The 18,609-nt window shown below is 35.8% G+C and carries 23 protein-coding genes and 3 pseudogenes; 13 read left to right on the top strand and 13 right to left on the bottom strand.

Annotated features, from left to right (window positions below):
• The first annotated feature begins 83 nt into the window (after nucleotides 1-83).
• The 6 genes from AAGD50_RS01800 to AAGD50_RS01775 all read left to right on the top strand — a co-directional run bounded on the left by AAGD50_RS01800 (nucleotide 84) and on the right by AAGD50_RS01775 (nucleotide 3,331).
• On the top strand, nucleotides 84-899 hold the full coding sequence (locus AAGD50_RS01800; RefSeq protein ID WP_264374144.1) for a hypothetical protein: 816 nt from the start codon (nucleotides 84-86) through the stop codon (nucleotides 897-899).
• Between the two features lie 62 nt (nucleotides 900-961).
• Nucleotides 962-2,134: a porin gene (locus AAGD50_RS01795; protein ID WP_265040965.1), complete on the top strand. Its 1,173-nt coding sequence runs from the start codon at nucleotides 962-964 to the stop codon at nucleotides 2,132-2,134.
• A 162-nt stretch (nucleotides 2,135-2,296) separates the two neighbouring features.
• The gene (locus AAGD50_RS01790) at nucleotides 2,297-2,590 is read left to right on the top strand and encodes a transposase (RefSeq protein WP_264723898.1); all 294 of its coding nucleotides are present in this window, start codon (nucleotides 2,297-2,299) and stop codon (nucleotides 2,588-2,590) included.
• Entirely contained in the window at nucleotides 2,575-3,009 is a 435-nt protein-coding gene (locus tag AAGD50_RS01785) for an IS3 family transposase (protein ID WP_144078574.1), read from the top strand. The genes AAGD50_RS01790 and AAGD50_RS01785 overlap by 16 nt, the downstream gene beginning before the upstream one ends.
• A gap of 3 nt (nucleotides 3,010-3,012) precedes the next feature.
• A complete protein-coding gene (locus AAGD50_RS01780) occupies nucleotides 3,013-3,174 on the top strand; it encodes a DDE-type integrase/transposase/recombinase (protein ID WP_010082071.1) in 162 nt (53 codons plus the stop codon).
• Entirely contained in the window at nucleotides 3,167-3,331 is a 165-nt protein-coding gene (locus AAGD50_RS01775; protein WP_010082072.1) for an IS3 family transposase, read from the top strand. The genes AAGD50_RS01780 and AAGD50_RS01775 overlap by 8 nt, the downstream gene beginning before the upstream one ends.
• A 472-nt stretch (nucleotides 3,332-3,803) precedes the next feature.
• On the opposite strand, the gene AAGD50_RS01770 is transcribed toward AAGD50_RS01775, so the two are convergent.
• From AAGD50_RS01770 to AAGD50_RS01715, 12 genes are all read right to left on the bottom strand, one after another.
• Complete coding sequence (locus AAGD50_RS01770) at nucleotides 3,804-4,439, bottom strand: hypothetical protein (RefSeq protein ID WP_155968855.1); 636 nt, start codon at nucleotides 4,437-4,439, stop codon at nucleotides 3,804-3,806.
• Nucleotides 4,440-4,567: 128 nt separating this feature from the next.
• Nucleotides 4,568-7,084 (bottom strand): leucine--tRNA ligase, encoded by a 2,517-nt coding sequence (leuS, locus tag AAGD50_RS01765; RefSeq protein ID WP_264723754.1) that lies wholly within the window; start codon nucleotides 7,082-7,084, stop codon nucleotides 4,568-4,570.
• Nucleotides 7,085-7,096: 12 nt separating this feature from the next.
• Nucleotides 7,097-7,693: a murein hydrolase activator EnvC family protein gene (locus AAGD50_RS01760; protein ID WP_264723755.1), complete on the bottom strand. Its 597-nt coding sequence runs from the start codon at nucleotides 7,691-7,693 to the stop codon at nucleotides 7,097-7,099.
• Nucleotides 7,694-7,738: 45 nt separating this feature from the next.
• Entirely contained in the window at nucleotides 7,739-8,065 is a 327-nt protein-coding gene (locus tag AAGD50_RS01755) for a MerR family transcriptional regulator (protein WP_006279880.1), read from the bottom strand.
• Complete coding sequence (locus AAGD50_RS01750) at nucleotides 8,065-8,370, bottom strand: integration host factor subunit alpha (protein ID WP_006279881.1); 306 nt, start codon at nucleotides 8,368-8,370, stop codon at nucleotides 8,065-8,067. The genes AAGD50_RS01755 and AAGD50_RS01750 overlap by 1 nt, the downstream gene beginning before the upstream one ends.
• Before the next feature lie 60 nt (nucleotides 8,371-8,430).
• Nucleotides 8,431-9,618: an MFS transporter gene (locus AAGD50_RS01745; RefSeq protein WP_141456806.1), complete on the bottom strand. Its 1,188-nt coding sequence runs from the start codon at nucleotides 9,616-9,618 to the stop codon at nucleotides 8,431-8,433.
• Nucleotides 9,619-9,786: 168 nt separating this feature from the next.
• Nucleotides 9,787-9,912, bottom strand: a complete 126-nt coding sequence (locus AAGD50_RS01740) for a hypothetical protein (protein WP_256437788.1) — start codon at nucleotides 9,910-9,912, stop codon at nucleotides 9,787-9,789.
• Nucleotides 9,913-9,919: 7 nt separating this feature from the next.
• Nucleotides 9,920-10,327 carry a transposase gene (locus AAGD50_RS01735; RefSeq protein ID WP_007548764.1) on the bottom strand — a complete coding sequence of 136 codons (408 nt, stop codon included), beginning with the start codon at nucleotides 10,325-10,327 and terminating at the stop codon, nucleotides 9,920-9,922.
• A 19-nt stretch (nucleotides 10,328-10,346) separates the two neighbouring features.
• Entirely contained in the window at nucleotides 10,347-10,547 is a 201-nt protein-coding gene (locus tag AAGD50_RS01730; RefSeq protein WP_010082383.1) for a hypothetical protein, read from the bottom strand.
• Nucleotides 10,531-10,860, bottom strand: coding sequence for a transposase (locus tag AAGD50_RS01725; protein ID WP_007548762.1), 330 nt, complete (start codon nucleotides 10,858-10,860; stop codon nucleotides 10,531-10,533). Before AAGD50_RS01725 ends, AAGD50_RS01730 begins: the two co-directional genes overlap by 17 nt.
• A gap of 540 nt (nucleotides 10,861-11,400) precedes the next feature.
• Nucleotides 11,401-12,903, bottom strand: a complete 1,503-nt coding sequence (locus AAGD50_RS01720; protein WP_174515790.1) for a leucyl aminopeptidase — start codon at nucleotides 12,901-12,903, stop codon at nucleotides 11,401-11,403.
• Nucleotides 12,904-13,000: 97 nt separating this feature from the next.
• Nucleotides 13,001-13,642, bottom strand: a complete 642-nt coding sequence (locus tag AAGD50_RS01715; protein WP_155968861.1) for a protocatechuate 3,4-dioxygenase — start codon at nucleotides 13,640-13,642, stop codon at nucleotides 13,001-13,003.
• A gap of 424 nt (nucleotides 13,643-14,066) precedes the next feature.
• On the opposite strand from AAGD50_RS01715, the pseudogene AAGD50_RS01710 reads away from it, so the two are divergent.
• Nucleotides 14,067-14,679 (top strand): annotated as a pseudogene (locus AAGD50_RS01710) (DUF6444 domain-containing protein); the annotation flags it as partial.
• Nucleotides 14,680-14,733: 54 nt separating this feature from the next.
• Nucleotides 14,734-15,221 (top strand): annotated as a pseudogene (locus AAGD50_RS01705) (transposase DNA-binding-containing protein); the annotation flags it as partial.
• A 14-nt stretch (nucleotides 15,222-15,235) separates the two neighbouring features.
• Here the strand turns inward: AAGD50_RS01705 and AAGD50_RS01700 are convergent.
• Nucleotides 15,236-15,998, bottom strand: a pseudogene (locus tag AAGD50_RS01700) (IS5 family transposase).
• A 453-nt stretch (nucleotides 15,999-16,451) separates the two neighbouring features.
• Between AAGD50_RS01700 and AAGD50_RS01695 the strand changes: the two are divergent.
• The 5 genes from AAGD50_RS01695 (at nucleotide 16,452) to AAGD50_RS01675 (ending at nucleotide 18,583) form a co-directional block, all read left to right on the top strand.
• Nucleotides 16,452-16,598 (top strand): hypothetical protein, encoded by a 147-nt coding sequence (locus AAGD50_RS01695; protein WP_208571823.1) that lies wholly within the window; start codon nucleotides 16,452-16,454, stop codon nucleotides 16,596-16,598.
• Nucleotides 16,528-16,842 (top strand): reverse transcriptase N-terminal domain-containing protein, encoded by a 315-nt coding sequence (locus AAGD50_RS01690; protein ID WP_218939165.1) that lies wholly within the window; start codon nucleotides 16,528-16,530, stop codon nucleotides 16,840-16,842. The genes AAGD50_RS01695 and AAGD50_RS01690 overlap by 71 nt, the downstream gene beginning before the upstream one ends.
• A gap of 33 nt (nucleotides 16,843-16,875) precedes the next feature.
• Entirely contained in the window at nucleotides 16,876-17,214 is a 339-nt protein-coding gene (locus tag AAGD50_RS01685) for a reverse transcriptase/maturase family protein (protein WP_196770143.1), read from the top strand.
• Nucleotides 17,160-17,942: a group II intron maturase-specific domain-containing protein gene (locus tag AAGD50_RS01680; RefSeq protein WP_196770138.1), complete on the top strand. Its 783-nt coding sequence runs from the start codon at nucleotides 17,160-17,162 to the stop codon at nucleotides 17,940-17,942. The genes AAGD50_RS01685 and AAGD50_RS01680 overlap by 55 nt, the downstream gene beginning before the upstream one ends.
• A gap of 230 nt (nucleotides 17,943-18,172) precedes the next feature.
• Nucleotides 18,173-18,583, top strand: coding sequence for a hypothetical protein (locus AAGD50_RS01675; protein ID WP_155968775.1), 411 nt, complete (start codon nucleotides 18,173-18,175; stop codon nucleotides 18,581-18,583).
• The last annotated feature ends 26 nt before the right edge of the window (nucleotides 18,584-18,609 follow it).

Genomic DNA, 18,609 nt, shown 5'->3' with positions numbered 1-18,609 from the left:
ATACCTAATTAAGCATATCAATAAGTAAGTAAATCTTAATATAATCTTATTATACTTATAAATACGCTGTATAGAATGAAAGTATGGATGATTTCATAACTGCAAGAAGAAAAGATGATGCTGTGGTATCTGTTTGTCAGGATAATAAGAAAAAAAACGTGTTAATTTTAGGGCTCAATCAAGCCGCAAGGAATTTGTTAAAATACGAGGAAGGGAATTTACTTAATAAGCCGTTAATCAATATTTTAAGTGCAAGAGCAGCTGACGACATGAAGAATTATTTAGAGTATACCGAAAATGGGCACGATTTACTTGATATATTACCTAAAGTGATAGATTTTTCCTTAACTGATGCTAAAGGAGAAGATATCAGGACAAAAGTAAAAGTTTTCCGCACTGCACAATTTGCCAGTAATAAAATAAATTATGAGCTGTTAATACGTGATATCAGTTTGTCCCATAAATTAGGAATCTTTAGAGATGAATATCTAATGGGTAAGAAATATAAAAACCATGACTTATTCGATATACCGGGCAATGAGTCCACTATTCTAGAGTTATACGTTATATTGAATTTCGCCTTTCAACATCAAATTAATGCAGCTATAGGAATAATTGGCTTAAATAGTAGCTGTAGCGAGACAAATGATGCACTGAAAGTTGTCATAGAACATTTTTATAAAAATTGCCGTAGTGATGATTTTCTAGGGTATATTGATGAGAATAAAGTGCTTTTTGTTTTGATTAACTGCGATGTAAAAAGTACATCTAAAATAATTAATCGTATACATTCTGCCATTAATAAGCAGTTATTAATGCAAAAATTACCAAGTGTATCAATAATTTATGGGAATATAGCTCAAAAACAGGCAGCAAAATCTACCAGCGGTGCCTTCTGAAAAGTTGTTTTTTATTTATATTGAGTTTAAACTTAAATTTTTATAAAGATTTAAGGTTATTTATGAAGTTAAAGTACTACCTGGTAGCACTGCTTTCATCATTGTTTTTGCAGAATAGTACTAGCTCTAGAACAATTTTGGATAAGGAAATATTCTATGTAGAACTAGACGGAAAAATAGATTTGAGATTCGGCTACGCCTTCAACAGAGATTCTTTCAATGCTAAGGCTAAGGATAAAACTTCAAGTTATTCATACTTGCGCTTTCTTTATTTACAGCAAGTTTATCCAAATACTCAAATGGGGTTTAATGTTAAGGCAGGAGTTTCTGGTATTGCAAACCTAAAAGCGTTAGACATAGAAAAGTTAGACATGGAGGAAGGGTATTTCATCATTAAAAATCAGGGACTTGGATCAATTGAATATGGTAAAAGAAGTTTAGTTAGTCAGAGCATGTTAATTAACACTTCAAAAATTTATGCAGCTGCTGGAGGAGTAAATGGTCATTGGACAAACTATGCAAATTTGCGCGGTGATCATAAAAAAGATGGTGACCCTGGATATAATCAAGACAAGGTGTTCTGGGTCAAGCCCAATATTTATAGCGATTATAATGAACTCGAACTAGGGTTAAAACAATCATCAATTAACTACATCTCCCCTGAAATCTATAACTTTCAACTCGGATTCAGTTATGTTCCAGGAAAAAATAACTTACAGTACAGCAATTTAATTGCTGCTGGCCTTTCCTATAAAAATAGCTTGTCAGATGATATAGGTTTTACTACTGCCTTAACTGGTGAATTTGCAAGGGAAAATTTTAATGACTGTACAAATAAAAATCCTAGCGATCTTCAGTGTCATAATCAATTACTACACTGGAATTTTGGTTTGAAGCTAAAATTGTTCGATCTTGATTGCATTTTTTCGTATGGTAATGGCGGTAAATCTGGTGAGAAGCATAATCCTGAAACAAATAATACGTATTATATGAATGCAGGTATCGCTTACCATTCTGATTCTTACAAATCAAGCTTAACATATTTTAGTAGTGGTAGGGATATTGCAGGCGAAGGTACAAACGAGTTAACATCATATGCTTTAAGTCTTGAAAATTCTCTTTTTTTAGGTACTTCATACTATTTCGATATTGTAAAATTTAGTACCAAAGAACCTAAAATAGAAAATAACAACTCTGGTTATGTGTTCTTGGCTGGACTGAAATTAAGTTTTTAATATTGCCTCCTTCCAACACTCTTTTCTGTCATCCAAGGTAACCGTTCACACTTAATTTTTCAATCTCACTCATGGAGAGGCCAGTAAACTGACCTTACCCAGAAAAAGTGGAGAGAAAGAAAAGAGTTTTTTTGGGTAAAATAAAATTTTGGAGGATTAGAAATGGTAAGAGAATATACAGCAGAATTCAAATTGGAAGCTGTTAAACTGGCAAATGAACAAAGAAAGGTAGGTCAACCAGTTGCAAAAGTAGCAAGAGATCTAGGAATAAGGGATAGTGTATTAGGAAAATGGATGAAGAAATATAACGAAAAAAAGTCAGCGGCAAATGCATTTCCAGATGTAGCACCTTATGACAAAGAGAGGTTTGATTTACAAAGCAAGAGTAACAAGGGAAAGAGACATTTAAAAAAAAGCCCTGGCCAGTCAAAAGGAGTAAAATATTTTTTTATATAGTAACTGCTATAAAGTACAGGAATTATGTAGGATTTTCTGCTAGTGGCTACTATAAGTGGACCACAAGAAAAATAAGCAGTAGAGAATCAGCAAATAAAGAGCTACTCGAAGCTATTCAAAAAATATATCAAGTTTCTAAATGTAGATATGGAGCTCCTAAAATTCATGCTGAATTGAAGGCTTTGGGTAAAAGTTGCAATTTGAAAACGGTGCAAAGTATTATGCAGAAAAATGACATCAGGGCTATACTGAGAAGAAAGTTTAAAATTAAAAAACAACAAACAGATAATAGAGCTGTAGCTCCCAATATACTAGATCAAAACTTTATTGTTGATCAACCAAATAAAGTATGGGATTACTTACATCAAAACCAAGGAGGGATGGCTATATTTGGCAGCAATAATTCTCACGTATGGTAGTTAATGAGTAGTGCAATAAATAAACAATTGGTTATGAACTCTTTATTAATGGCCATTAATAGGCGTAAACCTGTTAAAAATCTACTATTACATAGTGATCAAGGTTCACAATATACTGCGCAAGGGTATCAATATCTCTTAGCTGTAAAGAATATAGATGAGTAATAAAGGCTGTTGTTACGACAATTCTGTTGCAGAAAGCTTCTTTAGCTCATTGAAAAGAGAAATACTTATTGATACTTCACAACACTCTGCTCAACAAACTAGAACTGCAATATTTGAATACATAGAAATTTTTTATAACAAACAACGTCACTATTAACTATTGCATTCCAGAACAATTTGATGCATCATTCTTTTTGTAAAAAACATTCCACACTTTCTCTCCACTTTTTCTGGGTAAGGTCATTTTTGCCTTGACCAAGAAAAAATTCAGCTATTGCCTTACTTTCTCTTGCAACAACTTCTTCCTTAACAATTTTTCCTTTCTTATCAACGATACTTATAAAAGTTTCTTTTAGTGAGATCGCTATAATATTCCATGAGACTGCTCCTACTAATAAAAGTTTAAATTATTTTTGAAGAACTTATTCTACTGAATTCGTTACTTCGTGCTAAAATAATGGACTCCATCATTCAACAGCAATTACAGTATGTTTACCCTTTTTCTTGTTATTTTTCTAATCTATAGCTAGCGTTCAAAACCATATTCGAAAATACGTTTTCGGATTTTTTTTAATGCTGTTTATTTCATCCTCAACATCGTCTCTACCTTTATGAACTAAGTAGCAGCATTAAAAATTATAACGTACCCCTATCTCTAGAGTTGCATCTGGTATTTGTTTTGCTTTTATACCACTTAGTTGCCCACCCATGGTCATACCAACTGCACCAATTATCTGCGGAGTAATTTCATAATCAACACCTAACTTTAGTTTATAGGAAATAGAACTCAGTATTTTATCTACTACAGATGAACCAGCAGCTTCACCACCTGATTCTGGAGCACCTTGTGTTTCTTCTTCCTTTTCTTTTTCTTCTTGTGAACTATCGCCATCACCATCAACTGTATCACTAACACCAAAGCCAAAAGGTGTTATTTGGAGATATCCTCCTAAACCTCCGCTGACATATAGTTTAACGGGATCAATATCAAGGTCAGGATAGAAGCGGTAGTTTGCCAATAAGCTAGCTCCTATGCTCTTTAATGACTTAATATTACTGAGAACCTCAAGTTCAAATTTAGAGTTTTGGTCATAATGGTAACCAAGAACAACACCAGGTTTCATTTTAAAGCCACCACCCCAACCAGCACCAAAGTTTAAACCTGCATAGTACTTATCTTCTGACTTACTTGCACTATTACTAGCTGCACCTGCTAGAGATGAAGTAAGCAACACAGCCAAAACGCACAATCTCTTTATTTTCATATAACTCCTCATACAAAAAAATATATAATGCATAAGTATATATCCTTTATATTAAAAAAGATATAACTACATGTCAAAAAAAGTATAGCCATAAAATCAGATTATATAAAACGTACTACTCAGGTCTTTTATATAACTATATTTACTATCTTATTTGGTACAGCATATACAGTGCGAACTTTGCTTTGATCGATCTTACTGGACACAGAGTCTATCGCTATTTTCTTCAATTCTTCTTGAGGTAAGTTAATTGCCACCTTGATTGTTGTACGTAATTTTCCATTGATTTGCACTGCTATAGTTACCGTATCGTCAACTAATAATGATTCATCAGCTTTTGGCCAAGGTTGACCTCCTATTTCTTGCCATAGGCTTTCAGCTAGATGTGGTATGAATGGTTCGATTACTCTGATTAATATACATATACCTTCATCAATAAGAGATTTTCCAGTTTTTACGTCTATTTCAGCTATTAAATTCGTCATCTCACGAAATTTTGCCACTACACAGTTTAATCTGCAGTTTTCCAAGTCATCTGTAAGTCCGTGTAAGAGTTTATGAATTTTTTTTCTGTACTCTAGAAGTCCACCCGTAACATTTTCATTATCATAGTGTATATTTACAGGTCTTAGCTGCATGACCATACGCCACAATTTATTTACATAACGAGAACAACCTTCCACACCATCATCGGACCATTCCATATCTTTCTCCGGAGGAGTGTCGGACAACACAAACAAGCGAGCAGTATCAGCACCATACTTTTCTATGATAAAGTTTGGGTCAACTGTATTCTTTTTCGATTTGCTCATTTTTTCAACTTTGCCCACTTGAACTTTTGCACCTCGCGCTATTAATTCTTTTGCTTCTGCGGGAAATAGCCACTTACCATTTTCGTCTTTATAAGTTGCATGGCAGACCATTCCTTGAGTGATTAAAGTAGAGAAAGGCTCTTTAATATCAAAATAGCCACATTTGGTTAAAGCACGGCAGAAAAATCTTGAATAAAGCAAATGCAGAATTGCATGTTCTATCCCACCTATATAATAATCAACAGGCATAAAACGATTACATGCATCTTTGTCTATTGATTTATCTTCACTACAGAATGCAGCAAAATACCAGGAAGATTCAAAAAAGGTGTCGAATGTATCAGTTTCACGCTCTGCTTGCTTTCCGCACTTTGGACAATTAACAAATTTCCAAGTTGGGTGCTTATCCAGCGGATTGCCACCACTTGTAAATTCTACATCTATTGGTAGAACTACAGGAAGGTCTTTTTCTGGCACTGGAACAGTTCCGCAATCTTTGCAATATATGATAGGTATAGGGCATCCCCAATAACGCTGCCTTGAAACTCCCCAATCGTGCAAACGATAGTTTATTGTTTTTTTGCCTATTTTTTTTTCTTCAAATTTTTTAACTATGGCTTCCTTTGCTTCACTAACCATTAATCCGTTTAAGAATTCGGAGTTAAACATTGTCCCGTCTCCAGTATACGCCTCCTTTGTCATCTGAGTAGCTTGACACTGGGATCCATTGTAAGAATTCTGGTCACGCGCTGGAATGACACCTAAGTGGGCTGAAGAAATAACGGGAATTATCGGCAAATTATATTTCTGTGCAAATTCAAAGTCACGCTGATCATGTGCAGGGCAACCAAAAATCGCGCCTTCCCCATATTCCATCAACACAAAATTCGCTATGTAAAGCGGCAATTCCTTATCAAGAAATGGATGTTTGACGTTTAATCCGGTGTAAACTCCTATTTTTTCATCGTTCTCTCTTTTCGATTTTATTTCCTGGATCCCAGTGTCAAGCACTGGGATGACAACAGAAGAACCATTCTTTAAATCCTGCACAATAGGATGCTCTGCTGCCACTGCACAAAAAGAAGCCCCAAACAAAGTATGAGGATAAGTTGTAAAAACTTTTAATTTCTTATTCAGGCCAACTACTTCAAACTCTATAGTTGCTCCTTCAGATTTTCCTATCCAACGCTCCTGCATTGTTTTGACTTTTTCTGGCCAATTTTTCAAACTTTGCAGGCACTTGAGTAAATCTTCAGCGAAATCAGTAATCTTTAAAAACCATTGGGACAACTTACGTTTTTCAACAACTGCACCTGATCGCCATCCTTTTCCATCAACCACCTGTTCATTTGCAAGCACTGTTTGGTCCACTGGATCCCAGTTAACCCATGATTCTTTTCGATAGGCAAGCCCATGCTTTAAAAAATCCAGGAAAAATTTTTGTTCGTGTTTGTAATAATCAGGCTCACATGTGGAGAGTTCACGCTCCCAATTATAAGAAAGACCTATAGATTTCAACTGTGTACGCATATTATCTATATTCTCTTTTGTCCATGTTTCGGGGCTAATATTGTTATCCCTTGCTGCATTCTCAGCTGGTAATCCAAACGCATCCCAGCCAATTGGATGCAAAACCTCAAATCCATTAGCTCTCTTGTAACGCGCTATCACATCCCCTATTGCATAGTTACGTAAGTGTCCCATATGAATTTTACCAGATGGATATGGAAACATTTCCAACACGTAACACTTTTCTTGTTTACCACTCTTGCTTACAGAAAAATCCCATTTATCTTGATAAAATTTTTCAACACTTTTAAAATCATATTTCATATAAATCCAAATTCAATTACAGTTCATATGCATCAAAGGATCAACCGCTTGGCCATTATGTCGTATTGTGAAACACATCTGTGGATCTTTATCTTGTGTGCTTGATTTACCTGCAGATCCAATTACTTGACCTTGCTTTACTTTATCGCCAATTTCAACATGTATGTTTTTTAAATAGGAGTACACAGTCATGTAATTATCTTTGTGTTCCACTATAATTAAATTCCCATACCATCTCAGCCCTTTGCCTACATATATCACTTTGCCTAGTGCAGAGGAAACTACGTTCGTTCCATTTTGAGCAGCAATTTTTATGCCATCCTTACACATTTCATCAGAAGAGGTAGCTGAACCTTTAACTGGCATTACAAATTTACAATTTACCCCCACATTTTGTGTATTATTGTTATCTTTGTATATCCTATTTATGATGGCTTTTCTACTTTCTTTTTGCACTGAAGGCTCCCTAATTAAATGGTACTCTCTTGTATATTCCAGATCTCTTTTTCCGTAAAATTCTTCGCCTTTAAGCAGCACAGGTGCAGGTTTTTGCAGGCCACAGCCTATTAATATTGCTAATAACATAAGAAATGAGGCTATATGCCACATTTTAAACTCTCACAAAACTCCAAAATTTTAGCGAGACGTAGTGTTTCACGCCTGCTTGTTACTTTCCTCGTTATTTATTTTACTAGTTAAATAGTCCCTCAAATCGGTGAGTTCTTGCAACAAATTCTTTGTGACTTTTATATCATTACCAAATTCTTTTTGCACTCCTTTTATTGTATATCCTTTATCATATAGCATGTATTTTACTTTCTTTATGGCCTCTATACACTTGCGATCATATAGCCTTCTTCCTTTACGCTTTGTAGGCTTAATTTGATGAAATTGACCTTCCCAAAATCTCAAAACATGCTGTTCCAAATGTAGCTCTTCAGCTACTTCCCCAATCGTATAAAATAATTTTTCCTTGTTCATTAATTATTGATTGATTTTTTTATAATTTTTGAAGGCCTAAAAGAAACTGAATTTCTTGCCTGAATCATCACTTTCTCCGATGTATTTGGTATATTTCCTGGTCTTTCCTTCTTTTTCTTAACCAAGAATGTTCCAAATGACGATATTTTTACTATTCCATCCTTTACCAAGCTTGTCTTTATTTCGTCCAATATATCATCTATTATCGAAACAGAGTCTTCCTTTGATAATCCTATTTCTTGGTTTATATCTCCAGCTATCGTTGCCTTAGTTACTGTTGTGTCTTTTGTTGTAACGTGATCCATTATTGATAAATATTACAATACGTAAATATAATATAGCAATCGACTCGAGATTCAGCTACTTTATTTTTTAGAGTATGTCTCTTTTGTTGCATAATTTAAAATACCGGCAACTATCAATATCGCAAATATTGCAAAAAGTGCCATTTTATGATCTGTAAAAAGTGCTAACATTGACACTATAACTCCACTGCCAATAAACATAAATCCATTGATAATGGATGATGATGTGCTGATGTATTTTCGTTTCACAATCTCGCTGCCGACAGTAAAATTAAGCATATGTCCTCCCGCAAAAAACCCGAACATTAACATACAAAAGTACACAACGTGGACTGTTAAATGGCTGTATAGTAAAATAATAATTGAGACGCCTTGCAATAAAGCAAAAGCAGAAATTACATGTTTCCTATTTTTAAATAAGTTTGAGATTCGATCTGCAATTGGAGCACCAACTGCAAGACCAAGCCATAGTATTGCAGTTGCTATACCTGACTCCATTGCATTGAGTTCTGAGTTGCCCAGTAACCTTGGAGCCCACAAGGTATTAAGTGCTAAAAATGTTCCAAAAGTAATAGCACCCACCACTGAAGTTATCCAGATATCTCTTAATTTTAGCACTGTTAATATAGAGCACATTACTGTCTTCATAGAGCTTTTTATTGTGCGCTTTTCTGAGCTGCTTTCTGGAAGTGTGTTTGGACAAAAAAGCGTAAGTACAAATATCAACACACCAAATAGTATTATGCATACAATCAGATTTTTCCAATATGCATCTTCGGCAAGCAAGTTAGAGAACAGTATTTGAATTACCAAAGCAGAAAGGCTTGAAATTGTCTGCACTAGTGAAAACATTAGTCCAAATTGGGCAGCGGAAAAACATATGCTACTTGTGTGAGCAGCACCAATAAAACCAAATGATGCTCCAGTTGCAATCAACACTTGAGACAAAATCAAATGGGAGAAATTGTCACTATTAATAAGGACAAAAAACCCCAAGATCATAGTTGATAACGAGAAAAAATAAATTTTTTTACTGGAAAAAACATTAAACGTTGCTCCACTAAAAAATTGTAAGATGGCGAAAGTCCAAGTATATGCTGAATTAGCCAGTGCAACTTGCGCGATTGTAAGTCCAAGTTCCTTTTCGAGATTTACACTTATAAAGGTATAAATTATCTGCATGTTGCTGAATATAACAACCAAGTTACTAATCAGCCAAATGAACCAAGCCTTAGCTCTGCTTTCCATAAGATTTGTTTTTATAAGTAATCTATTAGAAATTTAACACTAAGTCTCTTTTTAAGCTATTGTTTCCTGACTACTGTTATAGCTAACCCAAAAAACGGTTTCCCTACGTCATGCCGCCGCGGTATCTCTTAGCCGCTAACAAGCAGCGGGATGACGATTGTCAGGGTGTCATCCCAGCGCCCCTATGATGTCATCCGAGTAGCCAACACTGGTTTCCATCCAAGACGGTGTCATTCCAGTGCTTGACACTGGGATGGCTTTGTTGCATCGCTCTTCGGATAGTAGGTAACGCACAATAAATTTATGAAGCTATCTCAAATTTAGCCATACCAATATCAGTGAACTTATTGAGCAAATAGCATTTAACAAGTAGTTCCTTCTCTCTATTTGTCTCAGATTTATTCCTAAAACTAAACCCGAATGTTTGTTTCAGTCGCGAGAAAAAACTTTCTATATAAGATCTTTTTCCATAACTCATCTCTTTTTTCCACTTCTTTATACCATCTTCATCATATGACTTTATGAGCTTGACTGCAGAATTTCTCTCAGCCATATAGTCTAACTTTGGATGCTCTGCTGCGTTGTTTTTCGGAGGAATTTTCGTTTTTATACCATATTGATTACACAGCTTATAGAGCTTTTCTCTGTCATATGCCCTATCTGCATATAGTACTTTTATGACATACTGAAAATCGACTTCTTTTAGCAAATCACAAGCTCCATAGTGATCAGCCGTTACTGTATTTTACAGCTATGGCTTTTTTGCTGTTTGTATTCAACATTACATGCAATTTTCTTGTCTGTTCATAGCTGCGATACTTTCTATCTTCGCTATTTTCTTTGCTATGACCAGGAGTGTTGTTGTATATACTAATTCCTGTACTGTCTATAGCAATTTCGATATCTTCCATATTATTTTCTGCAATCATTGATCTTAATATTGAGTTTCTTAAACCTTCTTGATGATTGTGAATAGCTGATAACTTGCAAATTTTTCCCAATTTGCTCAAGGTATCCTGCTATAAACCCAACTGTTTGCCTCAGGCCTATTCTAAATAAACAAGTTATTATGTGCACCAAAATTACAACTTTATCGCTATAAATATTGTTGCCACCTGGTATTTTTGGACCATTCTCGTACCACTTTTCTATGGCTTCGTTGATATAATGAAAAATATTTCCTCTTTTTTCTAGAAATTTGTTATATTCGCTATGGTTACTGACCCTCATTTTTTGTGGCATATTTTTTCTTTCAAGGTTAAATGGCTATTTTATAATGAATTTTGTCAGTAGCCACCAGATTTTTTCAGTTGCTATGCAACAAAGCCCACTGGAATCCAGACTTTAATTGTTATACTTGTAAATAATCTGGTGAAAATAAACGTTCATCTCAAAATGCAGTATTTTTGTTGAAATAGCTCAACTGGATCCCAGTGTCTGGGCACTGGGATGACACCATAGGAGGCTACTTGGATGACAAAAAAAGGAGCACTGGGATGACAGCAGTCCTACGTCATACCGCCGCGGTATCTCTAGATCCCGCTAACAAGCAGCGGGATGACGAGCTTATCGTCACGCCGCCACGAACCGTCATACCGCGATTCATTCGCGGTATCTCAGCCGCTAACAAGTAGCGGGATGACGGTTGTCAGGGTGTCATGAAAGTAGCTGACACTGGAATCCAGAAAAAAAGAAATATGTATCAGCTACTTTCATTTGCTGCGCCTCAAAAATAAACGTTCATGTAGCTGTAAGTCAAGCCATAAATCCAGATAAAGATCTTTAATCATTGGCTTCGTAGTACTTTTCAACCAACTTATTAAGTAACCTTACACCAAAACCTACTGCTCCTCTTGGACAAATGTCAGTACCTTTTTCGTGCCAAGCAGTGCCTGCAATATCTAAATGTGCCCAGCAAGTTTCATCCACAAAACGCTGTAAAAACTGTGCAGCCATTATGCTATCTCCGCCAGAGCCCGCAGGAGCGATATTTTGCACATCAGCAATCGGTGAATCAATAATTTTATCGTAAGTTTCATTCATAGGAAAACGCCATAACTTCTCATTTACTTCATTTCCTGCATCAATCAGACGGTTTGCTAATTCATCATTATTTGAAAAAAGACCAGCATATTCGTTATTTCCAAGCGCAACCACTATAGCACCAGTTAAAGTTGCAAGATCAATCATAAATTGTGGTGAAAATCTCTCTTGCGTATACCACAAAGCATCTGCAAGTATGAGCCTTCCTTCTGCATCGGTGTTCAACACTTCTATTGTCTGTCCAGACATTGAAGTTACTACATCACTTGGTCTTTGAGCATTACCACCCACTGCATTTTCTGCAAGTGCGACCACACCGATCGCATTTACTTTTGCTTTTCGTCCTGCTAAAGCATGCATCACCCCAACCACAGCAGCAGAGCCTGCCATGTCATATTTCATCGACTCCATACCACGTGAAGGTTTGAGCGATACTCCACCAGTGTCAAACGTTATGCCTTTACCAACAAAAGCTATTGGCTTTTGTTCTTTAGCAGCTCCATTCCATTTTATCACTACTAATTTTGGTTCTTTACTACTTCCTTGTGCAACTCCAAGCAAGGCTCCCATTTTTTTCTCTTCCATCTGCTTTTTATCAAGCACCTCGATTTCAAGGCCAAGCTTAGTAAGTTCTTTTTTTATATGATCAGCATAGGATTCTGGATATAGAATGTTAGGAGGCTCTGTTATAAAAGAGCGCGCAAGGAATATACTCTCACCTTCTTGCCTTGAGTGCTCAAATGATCTTTCAGCATTACTTAATTGCTCATCTTTTACTAATACGGTAATCTCCTCTACCTCTGTAATTTTCTCATCCTTTTTAGTTTTATACTTATCAAACTTAAAACTACGCAGAAACGCACCATATGCAACATTTGCTGCACTACCTTCGATTAAAACCGCTGCTTTTTTAATTTTTAATCTGCTTAGCTCACAATATATTTTACCACCAATATTTAATTCTTTATTTTCATTCCATTCATCCTTCTTACCAAGTCCAACAACTATGACATTTTTTTCTTCTGGCAAAGTAGTAGAGAAAAATTCACCAAAACTTCCATTGAAATTGCTAAATTGCTTTATATTATCCATGATCTGTTTTCCTTGCAAAACTCCGCCATCATTTACGGTTTCGTTGTCCTCAAATAAACCCGTTACTATTGTTTTAAAATCGGGCGAAATTTTAGAAATTGTTATTTTCATTGCTGGCATCTCCGTTGCAAATAATTGTAAACTGTACATAAAACACAGCAAAAACATCAGTAAGATATTTTTCATATACATCCTAAGTACAATAACACTCAAGTTTACTATGGACTCCCTTACATGCAAGGGTTTTTTATCTTTTATTAGAGAACTTATTATATCCGCCCAAGGTAATGTTAAACGTATAGGTTTTTATGACCTGATCACTGTAAGTAAATGGTGTTATGAGAAGGCTTGCAAGCCCATTACTAACAAAATCTCCAAGAACAGGATCAGCACAATTATCGCAATTATGGTCAACAAAAAACATTTGCGTTGTGAATTCCGGAAAATCCGGATGTTGAACTAGAAAGTTGATATGTGGAGCTCTATCACCAATTTTACCAGGTGCTATCGTAATAAAATTATAATAGCCAAGATTATTCACTACAAACCTTCCTGATCCAGCAAAATTCGGATCATCCTCTATATTCTTATCGTAATGGTTCACGCCGCGTGAATTCGCGTGCCATATAGAAACTACAGCATTTTGTATTGGTAAGCAGTTTATATCAGTAATTCTACCCACTATGTGTATTAATTCCCCTATTGCACTATTTGGAGAACCAGGTTTCCTTCTTAAATTGTTTGAAGAGCTAAAATTTTTTGGCCTTGCATCAAGGTCATATATTTCCGGAGTTTTAATGCAGTTGAGCAAAACAGGATCAGCTGCAAATAGCGGCAAACTGAATATCATTTGTACTAAAAGTGCTAACAAGATATTTTTCACATTCATTTCATTTATAATAGACTTCTTGCATAACCATATAACAAACTTTTATTGGAAATAGAAACGAAAAAACTTGCTTGACACCCTTCGCCAGCCCCCTTATCATGAAACTGAAGGTATTCAGTTATCTTCATCTGTGCAGATTAAACAGCAAGAAAACAACGTAGTTGGCGTCTTATTTTTAATTTTTTGCACTATGTGCACCTTATGTCTTCACAATATTTCTAGGTTTTTACCTACACAAGCTGAAACGCGCTATTTAAAACATTAAAAAACGCCAACTTAAAAAATGGATAGTGAATAACTAGCTACCCTAGGGTTTCTTTTGCCTTTTTTTCTGTTTAGTAAATTGTATCCGTTCAGCGGAGTGGTAGAATAAGGTAGACAAAGCAAGATAATAAAGATAATCATAGAGCAAAAGTGAGGTAATGTGGTAAACCTTTTAGAACTTTGCAAAAATTTACAGCAAAAAATAGAAAAACTGGAAGCAGAGATAGAAAACTTAAAAGCAGAAAATAAAGCTTTAAAGATAGAGAACGCTGAATTAAAGGAAAGGCTCGGTTTAAATTCAAAAAACTCATCCCTGCCCAGCTCAAAAGAGCTATACAAAATAAAAAAGGACAAGCCAAAAAGCGAAAGGAATGTTGGCGATCAGGTTGGGCATAAAGGAAATTTTCATGCCACAATGGAAGCGGATAAAGTAGTAAAAATAGAGTTGCCTAATATTTGCGAATGCGGAGGAGAGCTTGTAATATGCGAAAAACCTTATGTTCACCAAAAAGTTGATCTTCCGGAAATTAGGCCTTATGTAGTAATTGGAACATGGTCGTTGTCGGAGATGCAGAAAAAGAAAAAGTAGCAAGTTACCAGAAGGTGTTACGCCAGATACATTTGGTCCAAGGGTTAAGTCTATAATTGCAGCACTCAGCGGATTTTACAAAAACTCAAAGCGTGAAGTGGCTAGTATCATAAATGACATTTTTAATTTGAACATAAGTGTTGGCAGCATATCAAATCTTACTATTACCCACAAATATAAATGTACTTATAAATAAAGTATTACAATATTAAAGTTTGCAAATATTGAGGGTATAAAAATGGCAAACGAGAGTAATGAATGGGCTAAAAATGAATTTGGAGATGCTGTACTTGGAGATAAAAGATTAACTGACCGATTAGTAAAGATTGCTGATAGTTTGATAAGTTTACCTGAAAGCTCAATTAATGAGGCATGCAGAAGTTGGTCAGAAGCAAAAGCAGCATATCGTTTTTTTCAAAATGAGAACGTAAAAGAAGTCGATATTCTAGCTTCACACATTGATAAAACAGTTGAAAGAACAAAAGCTCATAAAAGAATTCTTGTGATTCAAGATACAACTTATATTTCATACTCAAGCCATAAGCGGATTGGGAACTATTGCTGGAAAAGGAGCAGTAATGCATACAGCCCTTGCTGTTAGTACGGAAGCTGGGAATACTGGATCAAAAGATTTACTCGAGGCAACTCATTTCTGAAGAAGAAAAAAGACTAAAGAGCCATCGTAACAACGTTCATATTGAGGATAAAGAAAGTATGAAATGGCTAGGCAGTGTCGACATTTATTTTAACCAAAGATAAATGCCAGCAATGTGAACAAAAGACAGAAAAGCTATGGCCAATTTGTCGTAGCGTGTAGCAACTCTGCGGAAGTGCTTGATTTTGTTGAACATCCTTTCGATTAAGTTTCTCTCTTTATACAATTCTTTGTCATATTCTCTTGGTGTTTTTCTGTTGGAACGCGGTGGGATTACTGGCTCAGCATTTACAGCTTCTGCAGCCTCAATCATATAATTTGCGTCATACCCTTTATCGGCAATAAGTGCCTCCATGTTCTTGCCTTCTATCAGGTCTAAAGCTTTTACGTAATCCGATCTTTGCCCTGCAGTAACAAAGAATCTCAGTGGGTTGCCCAAAGCATCACAAGCAGCGTGTAATTTGCTTGAAAATCCTCCTTTGCACCGTCCCAGCTCTTGTTCTTGTCTACCAGTTTCCACATTTTTTTCTTGCACCAGCAGCATGTTGATGTGCCCTGATTATTGTTGAGTCTATCATGAGCCACTCTGTGTCTCCATTAACAGCTAATGTGTTGAAAATCATCTGCCAAACACCAGATTTTGCCCACCTTATAAAACGTTTATGTACACTTGACCATTTTCCATACTCAGCCGGCAATGCTCTCCATGTTGCTCCTGTTCTACCTATCCACATTATTGCAGCTACGAATCTCCTGTTATCTTTTGCGCTTCTTCCTCTATCTCCTTCCTTACCTGGCAGACTGTTTTTTATTCTCTCCCATTGCTCATCTTTTAAATCATATAGCATTCTCTTTACCTATTAATAAAGAGTACTCTATATCACTATTTTTTTTATGTCGACAAGACCTAGACATCGGGGATAATGTATATCTCACATTTTAAAGGGTGGCAACCTTTGGGGTGCAAGCATGAGATAAAAGCAGGTAACACTAAACCTCATGGTGAATCCTTGCAAACAGAGTTAGATATGATTACGAGAGGAACCTATGTTTGAATTGTCGTCAAAGCATAGTATGCGAAAGGAGGTTGAATTACGCATAGACCAAAACGGTATGAAGCAAAAGTGGAACTAAAGATTGAAGACTTTAGTTATTGATGTTCCCAGCTTCCGGCAAATAGTAGGAATCTAAGTTTAACGTGAAACGAAGCCATGGAACGGAGTAACCACATAAAAGCTCTTATATTCATTAAAATATAAGTAGGTAGCCAACCACAAGCTGCTATGTGGAAGAAGAAGCTAATGCCCAAAGTAATATCTGGGATATGCAGACGTAAACACTTTAATTTGGAAGGTAAAGTGGTGAATAGTAGTGAATATGTTATGGACCAGCAAAAAGCTAGGTATGAATGGAATTCCTTGGCGAAAGCTGAAGAAATCTTCATTTAAGCTACAAAAACGAATTTACCAAGCTTCTAAATGTAATGATATCAAAAAGATGCACAACCTTCAGAGATTATTACTCAAATCAACAAGTGCAAGAACGATCGCAGTTAGAAGGGTAACTCAGGACAACAGAGGGAAAAAAACTGCAGGTATTGATGGAAAAGCTAACCTTAGTCAAAAAGAAAGATTGCAATTGGCAAACTCCTTAGATATAAGAGAGAAAGCAAAGCCATCAAGACGTGTCTGACCTGGTAAGCCATCGGAATATCGCCCGCTTGGTATACCAACTATATCGTGTCGAGCAAAACAAACACTTGTAAAAATGGTGTTGGAACCAGAATGGGAGGCAAAACTTGAGCCAAACACTTATGGTTTTAGACCTGGTAGATCATGTCATGATGCAATTGAAGCCATATTTGATGTGCTAAAACAGAAAACAGCATATGTATTAGATGCTGATATTTCTGGATGTTTTGACAATATTAACCATAATAAACTGCTTGAAAACCACACCAACGTTAAAGAAAATCATAAGAAGATGGTTAAGGGCAGGCGTTATGGAAGATGGAAAGTTTCAATCCACAAAACGTGGTACAATTCAAGGAGGCACCGTTGCTAGCTTGTGTTGCATTACACGGATTAGAGCAACATGTCAAAAAAGCATTAACAAACGAACTCTTTCAATGCATGAAAAGAAAATATGGTAGGATATCGCATAAAAACGCGCAAAAGTCTATTAGTGTAATTTTCTACTGTGATGATTTTGTCATCATACATGAAAACGAAGAGATTATTCTTAAAGCAAAAATTTTAGTTGAAGAATGGTTAGAAACCATTGGACTAAAATTAAAGCCCTCTAAAACAAGAATTTCTCATACATTAAGAACCATTGACGAAACAAAACCAGGATTTGATTTTCTTGGATTTTCAATAAGACAATATCCAACAAAAGAAAGTAAAAAAGGTTACACATTATTAATAAAACCAAGTCGTAATTCTATAAAGCAGCATACATTTGCTATTAAACATAAACTTAGAGAAATGCGTGGGGCGCCACAGGAAGTAATAATAAGGAATCTCAATCCAATAAACAGAGGATGGAGTCAATATTACTCTTCGGTAGTTTCATGTAAAATCTTTAGCTCATTGGATAATACTATACATAGAAAGCTCTGGAAGTGGGCAGTCTTTAGGCACCCAAACAAAGGGAAATGCTGGATAAAAAGAAAATACTTTAAAAAGTATAATAACGATAACTGGCGCTTTATGACAAGTAACAAGGTACGTCTTACTATACACAGCGATCATGTTATTAAACAAAGTGCAAAAAACCAGATCTCCATATGATGGTGATTGGCTATATTGGGGTAAACGTCTGAGAAAAATACCAGATAAGCCATTAAGAGTAATAAAACTATTGAAGTTACAACAAAGTAAATGTGATAATGTAGACTATGGTTTGAAAGTGATGATATAATAGAAATACATCATAAAGACCGGAATAGACGAAACAATATGATCAAAAATTTATCTTTGTTACATGGGCATTGTCACGATGAATTACACAGGAGGTGTGCATGACAAGCACCAAATTAGAGAGAAGCCGTATGAGGCGCAAAGTCTCACGTACGGTTTTGAAGTCGAGTGAGGAGGGGCGACCTTCTTCACTTAGACAACAGTATGCAGATGAAACTACAGATGAAGACCTAAGGAATATAGCAGAAAAATCACCAATAGTAAAGCTAGCATATGATGAGTTAGACAAGTTTTGCTGGAATGAGAAAGATTTAGTAGCATATGAAGAAAGAATAATGGATCTACGTAAGGAAGAAGCCATTCTTGAATACAAACTTGAGGAAGGTATAGAGAAAGGAAAAATCGAAGTTGCAAAAAATTTACTTAAAGCTGGTGTATCTGTTAATTTAATAGCTGAATCCACTGGCCTTTCTCAAGCTGAAATTGTACAGCTTAAGCAAGAAGTGGCCTAAGTATCACGGTTTTCAGGGCTTTTTTA

The organism is Wolbachia endosymbiont (group A) of Apotomis capreana, from assembly GCF_964027025.1.
GTDB lineage: Bacteria > Pseudomonadota > Alphaproteobacteria > Rickettsiales > Anaplasmataceae > Wolbachia > Wolbachia pipientis.
This window is presented reverse-complemented; position numbering and strand designations above follow the sequence as displayed.